This is a genomic window from Pseudomonas sp. Ost2 (assembly GCF_018326065.1).
GTDB lineage: Bacteria > Pseudomonadota > Gammaproteobacteria > Pseudomonadales > Pseudomonadaceae > Aquipseudomonas > Aquipseudomonas gingeri.
In genome coordinates, this window is the sequence record NZ_AP021904.1 from 4,688,671 (window position 1) to 4,701,036 (window position 12,366).

Here is a 12,366-nt window from a genome sequence, read left to right on the forward strand (position 1 = left end):
CAAGAACGCCATCACCGACAAGCCGGGCTCCTGCAAGGGCCGGGTATATCAGCCCCTGAAGTGTTGCCAGGTCAACACTCCCCTTGCTGCTCCAGCAGCACCCTCCAAGCAACTTCTGCTGAATCTTCGACAGGTGATTTTCACAGCCTGCGGGCGCCGTGGATTTCTCGGTGAGACGCGCCCAAAATAAATAATTTATCTGTTTACTTTCATACACTTACATCACTGTATCAGTCTTGAAATTCTCTTGGCACGATCTCTGCTCTACCCCCTTCAAGGACACTTTTCCGGGGGAGACTGCAATGCATAAAATCAATCCGATCACCAGCGGCCTGTGGCTCGCTTTACTGCTCGCCGGGGGGGCCGCCAGCGAGCAGTTGCTGGCCGCCGACGCCGCTGAAAACGACACCAGCAAAACCGAGCCATCGCTCAAGACCGTGACCGTCACCGCACAGCACCGCGAGCAAACCCTTCAAGAGGTTCCGGTGGCGGTATCGGCGGTCCAGGGCACCCATATCGTGGAGGACGGCGTGCGCTCGATGGGCGATATCACGACCTTCATTCCCAACGCATCGGCCAAGAACCCCGACGGCGACGGCCGGCCGCGCTGGTATATCCGCGGACTGGGGACCGGCGACACCGGCGCGGCTACGGTGTACCCGGTGGGTATCTACGCCGATGACGTGTACCTGAATGCACCGATTGCCGGTGGCGGGCCGCTGTGGGACCTGGAGCGCATAGAAATCCTGCGCGGGCCGCAGGGCACGCTGTACGGCAAGAACACCACGGCAGGCGCGGTGAATATCATCTCGAAGAAACCGACCTTCGACACCGACGGTTTCGGCACCATCGGCTTTGGCAGCAAGAACGAACGCATACTCAGCGGTGCCCTCGGCGGCACCCTGGTGGATGAAAAACTCGCGGCACGGATCTCGCTGTATTCCGAAGAACGCGATGGCTTCCAGAAAAACCTGGTGGACGATCACACCTACGGCGACGTCAACAAAAAGGCCGTGCGCCTGCAATTCTTCGCCCAGCTCAACGATGACCTGGATGCGCTGTGGAAGATCCACAGCCGCGAGTTCAAGGGCGACGGCGCCAACGGCGCGTTGACCCTGGGCCGCTATTACAACGTGGGTTACCAGCGGCCGGCCGGACGCAATATCGCCCTGAACGTCGATGACGATTCCAAACTCAACCACGACGGCACCTCACTGACCCTCAACTGGCACCTGGGCGACTACACCCTGACGTCCATCAGCGCCTATGACTACATTCGCGGCCAGTCCAGCAGCGACGCCGACTACACGCCATACGAGGTCAACGGCACCGCCACCGCCGACAACAAATACACCCAGTACTCCCAGGAAATCCGCCTGGCCTCGCCCCAGCAGGAAACCCTGCGCTGGCTGGCCGGTGCGCACTATTTCCACGAGGATCTGGACAGCAGCGCCGGACGGTTCATCGCCCCCGGGCCGACACCCAACGGCACCGGCTCCAACCAGGTCAACGGCGCCACCGATTTTCGTGACCTGAGCTACGACCACAAGACCGACAGCTATGCGCTGTTCGGCAACCTGACCTACGACTTCACCGACAATTTCAGCGTCACCGGCGGCCTGCGCTGGACCCAGGAAAAGAAAGATATCGACCTCAGCCTTACCCAGCTGACCCGTGCCACCGCCAACGGCCCGCTGATTCCCCTGGCCGGCGTCGGCACCAACGGCAATCGCCAGGAAGACAAGACCTGGGAAGCCTGGACCTACGACCTGACCCCGGAATACCGCATCAACGACAATGTGCGAGTGTTCTTGCGCTACGCCCATGGCTTCCGTTCCGGCGGCTTCAACACCGGGCTGTCGACCAGCCTGTCGCAGTTGACCACGGTGGACCCGGAACAACTCGACGCCTACGAGTTCGGCGTGAAGTCCGAGTGGTTCAACCGTCGCCTCACGGCCAACGCGAACATCTTCTACTACGACTATTCGGATATTCAGGTGAACCTGCTCACGGTCAACAACGGCGTGCTGACCACCGCGCTGACCAACGGCGCCAAGGGCAAGGTCAAGGGCGCCGAACTGGAGCTGGAAGGCCAGCCCACCGACTACCTGCACCTGCGCGCGGCGGTTTCCTTCCTCGATACCGAATACACCGATTTCAAGAACACCAACCCCAACACCGGTGCGGTCACCGGTGACTACAGCGGCAACAGCTTCGTGCGTTCGCCGCGCAACGTGGTGTCCCTCGGCGGCGACTACACCATCCCGCTGGAAATCGGCGGCAAGCTGGTGGCCGGGGCCGACGTGAGCTTTCGCGACAAGGAGTACTTCCTCGCCGACCGCCAGAGCAGTGCCGACAAGGACCTGAGTCAGCCTCATTACACCTTGGCCAACAGCCGCCTGACCTGGTACAGCGCCGACGAAAAACTCAGCGTCACCGGCTTCGTCAACAACCTCACCGACCGCCGCTACCAGGTCCATGGCCGGCCGAACGGTGGCCTGGGCCAATACGTGATCACCTATGGCGACCCGCGCACCGTGGGCCTGAGCGTGACCAGCCGCTTCTGACCCCACCACAAACAACGCCACCTCACCTTGCAGGAGCCCGGCTTGCCGGCGACAGGGCCCTTGAGGCCGCTAAAAGCTTCGTGGGCAAGCCCGCTCCCACACAAGCCGGGCTCCTACAAGGTGGGTAATTTCCTGAAAGGACCTCTTTTATGTTCCGACGTACTCCGTTGGCCGGCGCCATCGCGCTGGTCATGGGCAGCCTTGCCGTGCCTGTATTTGCCGCGGATGACAACCAGCCCACCGCGAAAAACGATCACCTGGATACCGTGGTGGTGCTCGGCACACGGCGCAGCGACCTGACCGCCCTGCAAAGCGCGGCACCGGTGGATGTACTGTCCGGCGAGCAGTTGCAGCAGACCGGTGCCACCGACCTGTCCGGCGCCCTGACCGCCTTGTCGCCATCGTTCAACTTCCCGCAGTCGCCCCAAGGTGCGTTTGCCGGCTCCATCGCCCAGGGGGCATCGCTGCGCGGCCTGGCCTCGGACCAGGTGCTGGTGCTGGTCAACGGCAAGCGCCGCCACAGCAGCGCCAACATCACCCGCCAGAGCCTGGTCAATGGTCGTGGCGCGGCAGCGGTGGACTTGAGCCTGATCCCGCTGAGCGCGATCCAGCGCGTGGAGATCCTGCGCGATGGTGCCGCCGCCCAATACGGCTCCGATGCGATTGCCGGGGTGATCAACATCGTGCTCAAGGAAAACGATGACGGCGGCAACCTGGGTTATCGTTACGGCGGCTACGACAAGGGCGACGGCATCCAGCGCAAGCTCAGCGGCTGGAAAGGTTTCACGCTGCCCAACGACGGTTTCCTCACCTTGAGTTTCGACGCCGGCAGCCAGGACCCCGCCAGTGACACCAACCCCGACAACCGGATCTTTTACCCCGGCGATACCAGCGTCAGCACGCCTCGCGAGCAGAACAACCGCTACCGCACCTGGCGTTGGGGTTCGGGCAATATCTCGGACCAGTACAATTTCGTGGCCAACAGCGAGATCGGGGTCGGCGAAGGCCTGACCGCCTACGGGTTCGCCACCTACTCCCACAAGAACACCGACGCCGAGGGCTTCTTCGATCCGCCCACGGCCTTGCGCAACAACTACGGCAGTACCGCGTTGCAACGCTATCCGGACGGCCGCCTGCCGATCACCCGCTACGGCCTGGAAGACTATGCCGTCACCGGCGGCCTGCGCTTCGAGAACGAACGACTGGGCAAGTTCGACCTGGCGCTGAACCACGGCGACAACACGCTCAAATCCACCGACCGCAATGCGATCAACCCCAGCTACGGCGTCGATAGCCCGTCGAAGATCTATACCGGCGAACGCGAAAACGACCAGACCAACCTGACCCTGGACTGGGTACGCGACTTCCCCACCGACCTGCTGTTCAAGCCGCTGACCCTGTCGGCGGGCCTGGCCTGGCGCAAGGAGAACTACCAACTGAGCGCGGGCGAAGCCGCCGGCTGGCAGAACGGGCCGCTGTTCAATACCGTCGACCCGATTACCGGGCGGCGGATTCCCGGGTACTACTCAGGTATCACCCAGGTCGATGCGGCGTCGCTGGACCGCAAGGTGCTCGGCGCCTACATCGACGTCGAAGGCCAGATCACCGAGAAATTCCAGGCCGGCGTCGCGGTGCGTACCGAACACTATTCGGACTTTGGCGACACCACCAACGGCAAGCTGTCGCTGCGCTATGACTTCACCCCGCAGATCGCCGCGCGCGCCACGGCCAGCACCGGTTATCGCGCGCCATCGCTGGTACAGAGCGGCATGTCGTCGTTCAGTGTGCAGGTAGTGGAGCAACCGCCAGGCAGCGGCAACTACGTCGAGGTGCAGCAGCGTACGTTGCGCGCCAACAGCCCGGAAGCCCAGGCACTCGGCGGCAAGGCGCTCAAGCCCGAAGAGTCGACCAACTACTCCCTGGGCCTGGTGTGGCGCCCGGTGGACAATGCCTCGGTGACGGTGGACGCCTACCGCATCAACATCGACAACCGCATCACCCTCTCCGACCAGTTGCCCGCCAGCGTGGTCACGCCGATCTTCGCCGGCACGCCCTACGCCAACATCCAGAGCGCGGCGTTCTACACCAACGTCGCCGACACCCGCACCGACGGCATCGAGCTGACCGGCAATTACCAGTGGGACTTGCAGCAATGGGGTCGCCTGAACCTGAGCAGCGGCTTTGCCAAGACCAACACCACTATCACCGGCTTGCGCGATGTCGGAAGTATCAAGGGTTCGCAGATTGTCGGGCGCAACACCCAGGGGCTGATCGAAGACGGCACCCCGGACACCAAGCTGACCCTGAGCGCCAACTGGCTGTATGAAAACTGGGGCGTCAATATCGCCCAGCGCCGCTACGGCGAATGGAAAAGCCTCAACGCCACCAACCCCAACCTGGACCAGACCTTCAGCCCGCAATGGGTAACCGACGTGGATCTGTCCTACACCTTTCACAAGGGCGTGAAGGTCTCGGTGGGCGCAATCAATCTGTTCGACACCCATCCGGACAAGGCCGATGGCGCGCAGCTGTATGGCGTACCGAAGTACTCGATCACCAGCCCGGAAGGTGCCCAGGGCGCGTTCTACTACACCAGCATCAGCTACGACTTCTGAAGCGACTTCTGAAGCGACTGCTGAATGGGTGCTGCTCCAGCAGCACCTGACCACCAATTCCCCCGTGGGACCCCGGATTGCCGGTGATAGCGGCCGCTGCTTTATCGCCGGCAAGCCGGGCGCCGGCAAGGGTTGGCGTGGTCCCGGGGTCATGTGGCACATGTCTTGCGATAGCCCCGGGGTACTTCGCTGAATAAGACCTGCCATGCGCGCCCATCGATCGTTGACCGCCCTATCCTGGCTTATCTCGCCCCTGGCCCTGCTGGCTGCCTGGGCCCTGGTCGCCCACCTGGGGATCTTCCCCCGCAACCTGCTGGTACCGCCCGCCCAGGTGCTGCAGACCTTCGGGGAACTGCTCGTCAGCGGCGAACTGCCAGAGCACCTGGGCAACAGCCTGTCGCGCCTCGGCCTGGGTTTTGGCATCGGTTCGCTATGCGGCCTGGCCTTCGGAGTGCTGATGGCCTTGTCGAAGAATGTCGAGGTGTATTGCGGGCCGCTGTTTCACACGTTGCGCCAGATCCCCAGCATCGCCCTGATCCCGATGTTTGTACTGCTGTTCGGTATCGATGAAACCTTCAAGATCATCATCGTCGCCAAGACCGCGTTTTTCCCGGTGGCCCTGGCGGCCGGCGAGGGGGTGCGCGGCATCCCGCGCAGTTATTTCGAAGTGGCCGACGTCTACCGCCTGCGCTGGCCGACCTTTGTGCGCCTGGTGGCCCTGCCCGCCGCCGCACCGCCGATCATCACCGGCTTTCGCATCAGCCTGACCCGTGCCTGGGTGGTGCTGGTGGCCACGGAGCTGCTGGCGGCCGACAGCGGCCTGGGCCAGATGATTGAAATGGCCCGGCAGATGCTGCGCATCGATGTCGTGATGGTGGGCGTAGTGGTCACCGGGGTGATTGGTTTTGCCCTCGACCATGCCTTTCGCCGCCTTGAACAGCACCTCTTCCGCTGGCAGACCCGCTAGGAGCCCTCATGTTGCCTCTACTGAAAAAAGCCCGTGGAGGGTTGCTGCCCCTGCTGCTGATCCTGGCGTGGGAATACGCCTCGCGCCAGGACGCCGCCGGCGCCTATGCGTTTGTGCCGCTCTCGGCGATCGCTTCGGCGCTGCTCGAGATGCTGGGTAACGGCGAACTGCTGGTCAACCTCCTGGCGAGCCTGGCACGCACCAGCAGCGGCCTGCTACTGGGCATTCTGCTCGGTGTGACGCTGGGGGTGGCGATGGCGCTTTCCGCCGTCGCCAACCGCCTGATCGGGCCACTGTTCCACTCGATTCGCCAGGTACCGATGCTCGGCTGGATTCCCCTGATTGCCATGTGGTTCGGCAATGGCGAGTTTTCCAAAGTGCTGATCGTCACCCTCGCGGCGTTTTATCCGATGGTGCTCAACACCTACCAGGGCTTCAGTCATGTCGAGCGGCGCTACCGCGAAGTCGGCCAGGTGCTGGTGTTGACCCCGCTGCAGCAGTTCACCCGGGTGCTGTTGCCCGCGGCATTGCCGAGCATCGCCACCGGGGTGTTGCAGGCCCTGGCCTTTGCCTGGGTGACCGCCATCGGCAGTGAACTGTTCCTGTCCTCAGGGGCGGGCCTGGGCAACCTGATGATGAACGCCGAGGCCGGCTCGCGCATGGAAGTGATCGTGCTCAGCGTGCTGTGCATCGGCTTGCTCGGCTACCTGATGACCCTGTTGTTTACCCTTCTGAGTCGCCACCTGCTGCGCTGGCGCAACCTCCGTTGAAAGGCCCCGACATGAATGCAATCGCCCACCATGCCCTCCATCACCACCTGCAAACAGGCGCCCTGCAGATCCGCGGCCTGAACAAGGCCTATCGGATCGAAGGCCGCTCGCTGCCGGTATTGCAGGACATCCACCTCGACGTGCGCCCTGGCGAGTTCGTCAGCATCGTCGGCGCCAGCGGCTGCGGTAAATCCACCCTGTTGCGGCTGATTGTCGGGCTGGAAGCCGAGTACGAGGGCGATATCCTGCTGGACGGCAAACGCATCGCCGCCACCAGCCTGGAGCGCGGCATCGTGTTTCAGGACCATCGACTGTTTCCGTGGATGACCGTCAGCCAGAACATCGCCCTGGCCCTGAAGAACCACCCGCTGCCCCAGGCCGAGAAGGATCGCCAGGTGGCCGAGCATATCGCCCTGGTCAACCTCTCGGGCTTTGAAAACGCCTACCCGCACCAGCTTTCCGGTGGCATGGCGCAACGTGCGGCCATTGCCCGGGCGCTGATCAACAAACCCAAGGTGTTGTTGCTCGACGAGCCGCTGGGCGCCCTCGATGCGCTGACCCGCGTGCACCTGCAACGTGAGTTGCAGCGCATCTGGGCACAGCAGCGCTGCACGGTGATCATGGTGACCCACGACATCGAGGAAGCGCTGTACCTGGGCGAGCGCGTGATCGTCATGGACGCGCATCCCGGGCGGATCAAGCACCAGATCGAAGTGGACCTGCCGCATCCTCGGGATCGCACATCAGCGGTGCTGCAAGGGTACAAGGAGCAATTGCTGGAAGAGTTGGTGGGGCATTGATCAACCGCCAGGTCCTCTGGGGTTATCCGGGCTGGCTGAGGCGCCTCCTTCTATCCCGACGCCAGATACCGAAACCCCACACCGGTCGCTCCCGGCCCGGCCATAAAAACTGGTAGAGCGATCTGCCAGTGGGATAACATTTGGCCATGAGCACTTCAAAGACCCGTGAATCCTCCAGCGTTCGCCAGGAAATCCTTGATGTCGGCCAGCGCATCATGGCCGCCAAAGGTTATTCTGCCGTGGGCCTGAACGAGATTCTGGCTACCGCCGGAGTCCCGAAAGGATCCTTCTATCATTACTTCAGCTCCAAGGACGCTTTTGGCGAGGCGATCCTGGAGAGCTATTTCCACGACTACCTGGCCGATCTCGACCAGACACTCAGCCAACCCGGCCTGACGATGGCACAGCGGTTGGTGAACTATTGGCGTGCATGGCAGGACACCCAGTCCTTCCTGGATTGCCAGGGCAAGTGCCTGGCGGTGAAGCTGGGTGTCGAAGTCGCCGATCTTTCGGAGCCCATGCGTGCCGTGCTCAAGCGCGGCACGTCGGGTATCACCAGTCGACTCGGAAAAGCCATCGAGGCCGGCGTCGCGGAAGGGTCGCTACGGATCAACGCCGAGCCGGATATCGTTGCACAAAGCCTCTATCAGCTATGGCTCGGCGCCAGTGTCATGGTGAAGATTGCCAGAACCACCCAGCCCTTCGACATGGCCATGACCACCACCCGCCAGATACTCAATCTGCGCTGACTGGCGAAGGCAACGCCGATCGCGTTGCCTCTTGGCCTTGGCGACTCCGGATACAGACGCCGGCGCCGTCGCTCAGTTTCCCCCCGTCTCAGCTCTCATATTGCTCCCATGCGCCCCCTGCCCATGGCAAAAAACCATGGGGGAAAAATTTCGCAAAGAACTAGACGACTGGTCTATTAGCGATTAACGTAGCCACACATTCACCGCAAAGGAATCATCAAGATGAAAGTTCTCATGGTCCTGACCTCGCACGACACCCTCGGCAATACCGGCCGTAAAACCGGTTTCTGGCTCGAGGAACTGGCGGCGCCCTACTACACCTTTCTCGCGGCCAACGCCGAAATCGTCCTGGCCTCGCCAAAAGGCGGCCAGCCACCACTGGATCCGAAGAGCAACGAGCCGTCCTTCCAGACCGACCTGACCCGCCGTTTCGAAGCCGACGCCCGGGCGACAGCCTTGCTCGCCAACACCGTACGCCTGGACAGCGTCTCGCCAGCGGATTTCGACGCGGTCTTCTATCCGGGCGGCCACGGCCCGCTCTGGGATCTGGCCGAAGATCCGATCTCGATCCGATTGATCGAGTCGTTCCTTGCCGCTGACAAGCCAGCAGCCCTCGTCTGCCACGCTCCCGGCGTCCTGCGCCACGTGAAGAAGCCTGACGGCACACCGCTGGTCGCGGGCAAGAATGTCACCGGATTCACCAATACCGAGGAAGAAGCCGTAGGCCTCACCCACGTAGTGCCCTTCCTGGTCGAGGACGTACTGAAGGCCAACGGCGGCCTGTACTCCAAAGGCGACGACTGGGCGTCCTACGTGGTCAGCGACGGCCTGCTGATCACCGGCCAGAACCCGGCGTCGTCCAGTGAGGCCGCGAAGGTCCTGGTGGACAAACTGAACCGGAACAACGCCTGAGCCGGTCCTTGGCGGGAGACAGCCAACCTCTCCCGCCGTTGTTGATCCCCTTGCCATCCTCAGTCACCACGCCATGGGCGTGGGGCTTGGGTGCATGCCGTTCGGTGCCGTGGAAAGAAATGAAGGAATTGCACCCCGCCGCCCTTTATGGCGGCGATGCCGGGCTTCCAGCCGGCATCCGGAGGGCAAGGCCTTCGAACACTCGGTGGAGGGTTTTATCACCGGCCAGGTGTTGTTCGTGGATGCCTGACGGCACCCTTGACGGGTTTTCAGCGTAGACCGGCAGTACCACGGCAATACCCCGCTCTACTGCCACGACCGACTGGCTGCTGCCGTGCGAGAAACCCGTCGCGTCAACGCCAGATATAAAAAATGCACAAACAAAAACGCCACTCGATTGAGTGGCGTTTTTGTGTATTTGGAGCGGGAAACGAGACTCGAACTCGCGACCCCGACCTTGGCAAGGTCGTGCTCTACCAACTGAGCTATTCCCGCGTCTTGGTGGTGCGCATTCTATAGAATCCACGCACCACGTCAACCCCTTGATTCAAAATAGTTTTATTTCTTTTCAGGATTTTCCGCATTGATCTTCAGATGCGGCCAGGCGGCCCGCAGGTACTGCACCATCGACCACAGGGTCAGGCCAGCGGCGATCATCAACAGGCTATAGCCCACCAGGACCCAGAAGCTGAAGTCCGACGGGTTGGCCAGCAGGATCACCAGCGCCAGCATCTGCGCCGCGGTTTTCCATTTGCCCATGTTCGACACGGCGACCTGCGCCCGCTCGCCCAGCTCGGCCATCCACTCGCGCAGGGCCGAAACCACGATCTCCCGCCCGATGATCACCGCCGCCGGCAGGGTCAGCCAGAGGTTGCCGTGCTCCTGCACCAGCAGCACCAGCGCCACCGCGACCATCAGCTTGTCCGCCACCGGATCGAGGAACGCTCCGAATGGCGTGCTCTGCTCCAGGCGTCGGGCCAGGTAACCGTCCAGCCAATCGGTCGCCGCGGCAAAGGCGAACACCGAACTGGCCGCCATGTAGCTCCACTGGTACGGCAGGTAGAACAGCAAAATGAAGATCGGAATAAGTAAAACGCGTAGAACGGTGATCAGATTAGGGATATTCATCGGCACAACTGGCTACGAGGTGAAGGAACATTCTACTCGCTGTGCAGACTTGCATAAATCAACTCCGCGAGCTTTTTACTGATCCCCGGTGCTTTGGCGATCTCGTCGATGCTTGCACGGGACAGCTCCTGCAATCCACCAAAATGTTTCAACAGTTCGCGGCGGCGCTTCGGCCCGACACCCGCCACCCCTTCCAGGGTCGAGGTACGGCGGGTCTTGCCCCGTCGCGCGCGGTGCCCGGTAATGGCGAAACGGTGGGCCTCGTCGCGAATCTGCTGGATCAGGTGCAGTGCCGGCGAGTCGCCCTTGAGGGTGAACTCGTGGGCGGCATCGTTGAGGTACAGGGTCTCGAAACCGGCCTTGCGCGTGGCGCCCTTGGCCACGCCCAGCAGGATCAGGTCCGGCACGGCCAGCTCGTTGAGCACATCGCGGGCCATCGACAATTGCCCCTTGCCACCGTCCACCAGCAGGATATCCGGCAACTTGCCCTCGCCGTCCTTCAGCTTGCTGAAGCGCCGGGTCAGCGCCTGGTGCATCGCCGCATAGTCGTCGCCGGCGGTCACGCCCTCGATATTGTAGCGTCGGTAGTCGGACTTGATCGGCCCTTCCGGACCGAACACCACGCAGGACGCCACGGTCGCCTCGCCGCTGGAGTGGCTGATGTCGTAACACTCCAGGCGCTGCGGCGGCTCGTCCAGGTTCAGCACCTCGGCCAGTGCCTCGAAACGCGCGGCGACGTGCTGACGATTGGCCAGGCGCGCCCCCAGGGCCTGCTCGGCATTGGTCACCGCCAGTTGCTGCCAGCGCGCACGGGTGCCGCGCACCCGGTGACTGATGCTCAGCTCACGGCCGCGCAGTTCCTCGATGGCGGCGATCAGGGTCGGGAAATCCTCATGGACCACGTTGACGATCAGTTCGCTGGGCAGGTCGCGCTCGGGACTGCTGACGAAGTACTGCCCGAGAAATGCCGCCATGACCTCGGACACGTCTTCGTCGATCCCGACCTGCGGGAAGAAGTTCTTGCTGCCCAGGACCCGCCCGCCGCGCACGCTGATCAGGTGCACGCAGGCGCCGCCCGGGTTGACGAACGCGGCGATGACATCGACATCGCCGGTACCGCCTTCCATGCTCTGCTGGTCCTGTACCCGCCGCAGCAGCGAGATCTGGTCGCGCAACTCGGCCGCCCGCTCGAAATCCAGGGTACTGGCCGCCTGCTCCATGCCGGCATTGAGTTCGTCGGTCAGGGCGTTGCTGCGCCCCTCCAGGAACATCACCGAATGGCGCACGTCCTCGGCGTATTCCTGCGGCTCCACCAGCCCGACGCAAGGCGCCTTGCAGCGCTTGATCTGGTACTGCAGGCACGGGCGCGTGCGGTTCTTGTAGTAGCTGTCCTCGCACTGGCGCACGTGAAAGGTCTTTTGCAGCAGCGCCAGGCTTTCGCGAATCGCCCCGGCACTCGGATAGGGTCCGAAGTACTTGCCCTTGAGCTTCTTCGCCCCACGGTGAATGCTCAGGCGCGGGTAATCGCCGTCCGAGAGAAACACGTAGGGATAGGATTTGTCGTCGCGCAGCAGGATGTTGTACGGCGGCCGCCATTCCTTGATCAGCGTCTGCTCGAGCAGCAACGCCTCGGTTTCGTTGGCGGTGATGGTGGTTTCCACCTGGGCGATACGCCCCACCAGGGCCGCGGTCTTCGCCGTGAGACCGGCCTTGCGGAAATAGCTGGCGAGGCGATTCTTCAGGTTCTTGGCCTTGCCCACGTAAAGCAGGCGCGCATCGCTGTCGAACATGCGATACACACCGGGACGGCCGCTGCAGGTGGAAAGAAAAGCGCTTGAATCGAACAGGTCAGTCATTG

General features: G+C 62.6%; 9 protein-coding genes and 1 tRNA gene. 7 read left to right on the plus strand and 3 right to left on the minus strand.

The genetic code is table 11. The features are described from left to right. The first annotated feature begins 302 nt into the window (after positions 1 to 302). The 7 genes from KI243_RS20435 to KI243_RS20465 all read left to right on the plus strand — a co-directional run bounded on the left by KI243_RS20435 (position 303) and on the right by KI243_RS20465 (position 9,380). On the plus strand, positions 303 to 2,567 hold the full coding sequence (locus KI243_RS20435; protein WP_017128103.1) for a TonB-dependent receptor: 2,265 nt from the start codon (positions 303 to 305) through the stop codon (positions 2,565 to 2,567). 149 nt (positions 2,568 to 2,716) lie between these two features. After that, a complete protein-coding gene (locus KI243_RS20440) occupies positions 2,717 to 5,182 on the plus strand; it encodes a TonB-dependent receptor (protein ID WP_177106285.1) in 2,466 nt (821 codons plus the stop codon). 205 nt (positions 5,183 to 5,387) lie between these two features. Further along, positions 5,388 to 6,149 carry an ABC transporter permease gene (locus KI243_RS20445; RefSeq protein WP_177087594.1) on the plus strand — a complete coding sequence of 254 codons (762 nt, stop codon included), beginning with the start codon at positions 5,388 to 5,390 and terminating at the stop codon, positions 6,147 to 6,149. An 8-nt stretch (positions 6,150 to 6,157) separates the two neighbouring features. Beyond that, the gene (locus tag KI243_RS20450; RefSeq protein ID WP_042936182.1) at positions 6,158 to 6,919 is read left to right on the plus strand and encodes an ABC transporter permease; all 762 of its coding nucleotides are present in this window, start codon (positions 6,158 to 6,160) and stop codon (positions 6,917 to 6,919) included. An 11-nt stretch (positions 6,920 to 6,930) separates the two neighbouring features. After that, complete coding sequence (locus KI243_RS20455) at positions 6,931 to 7,719, plus strand: ABC transporter ATP-binding protein (protein ID WP_017128099.1); 789 nt, start codon at positions 6,931 to 6,933, stop codon at positions 7,717 to 7,719. 146 nt (positions 7,720 to 7,865) lie between these two features. Next, complete coding sequence (locus KI243_RS20460; protein WP_017128098.1) at positions 7,866 to 8,468, plus strand: TetR/AcrR family transcriptional regulator; 603 nt, start codon at positions 7,866 to 7,868, stop codon at positions 8,466 to 8,468. Between the two features lie 222 nt (positions 8,469 to 8,690). Then, the gene (locus KI243_RS20465) at positions 8,691 to 9,380 is read left to right on the plus strand and encodes a type 1 glutamine amidotransferase domain-containing protein (RefSeq protein ID WP_017128097.1); all 690 of its coding nucleotides are present in this window, start codon (positions 8,691 to 8,693) and stop codon (positions 9,378 to 9,380) included. A gap of 419 nt (positions 9,381 to 9,799) precedes the next feature. On the opposite strand, the gene KI243_RS20470 is transcribed toward KI243_RS20465, so the two are convergent. From KI243_RS20470 to uvrC, 3 genes are all read right to left on the minus strand, one after another. After that, a tRNA-Gly gene (locus tag KI243_RS20470) sits at positions 9,800 to 9,875 on the minus strand. 63 nt (positions 9,876 to 9,938) lie between these two features. Next, positions 9,939 to 10,508 carry a CDP-diacylglycerol--glycerol-3-phosphate 3-phosphatidyltransferase gene (gene pgsA, locus KI243_RS20475; RefSeq protein ID WP_026013470.1) on the minus strand — a complete coding sequence of 190 codons (570 nt, stop codon included), beginning with the start codon at positions 10,506 to 10,508 and terminating at the stop codon, positions 9,939 to 9,941. A gap of 32 nt (positions 10,509 to 10,540) precedes the next feature. After that, positions 10,541 to 12,364: an excinuclease ABC subunit UvrC gene (gene uvrC, locus KI243_RS20480; protein ID WP_017124603.1), complete on the minus strand. Its 1,824-nt coding sequence runs from the start codon at positions 12,362 to 12,364 to the stop codon at positions 10,541 to 10,543. Between the last annotated feature and the right edge of the window lie 2 nt (positions 12,365 to 12,366).

Excerpts from the sequence above, each read along its gene's own strand:
- KI243_RS20455 (WP_017128099.1), top strand. The coding sequence starts at position 6,931 with ATGAATGCAATCGCCCACCATGCCCTCCATCACCACCTGCAAACAGGC.
- pgsA (WP_026013470.1), bottom strand. The coding sequence starts at position 10,508 with ATGAATATCCCTAATCTGATCACCGTTCTACGCGTTTTACTTATTCCG.
- KI243_RS20460 (WP_017128098.1), top strand. The coding sequence starts at position 7,866 with ATGAGCACTTCAAAGACCCGTGAATCCTCCAGCGTTCGCCAGGAAATC.
- KI243_RS20440 (WP_177106285.1), top strand. The coding sequence starts at position 2,717 with ATGTTCCGACGTACTCCGTTGGCCGGCGCCATCGCGCTGGTCATGGGC.
- KI243_RS20465 (WP_017128097.1), top strand. The coding sequence starts at position 8,691 with ATGAAAGTTCTCATGGTCCTGACCTCGCACGACACCCTCGGCAATACC.
- KI243_RS20450 (WP_042936182.1), top strand. The coding sequence starts at position 6,158 with ATGTTGCCTCTACTGAAAAAAGCCCGTGGAGGGTTGCTGCCCCTGCTG.
- KI243_RS20435 (WP_017128103.1), top strand. The coding sequence starts at position 303 with ATGCATAAAATCAATCCGATCACCAGCGGCCTGTGGCTCGCTTTACTG.
- KI243_RS20445 (WP_177087594.1), top strand. The coding sequence starts at position 5,388 with ATGCGCGCCCATCGATCGTTGACCGCCCTATCCTGGCTTATCTCGCCC.
- uvrC (WP_017124603.1), bottom strand. The coding sequence starts at position 12,364 with ATGACTGACCTGTTCGATTCAAGCGCTTTTCTTTCCACCTGCAGCGGC.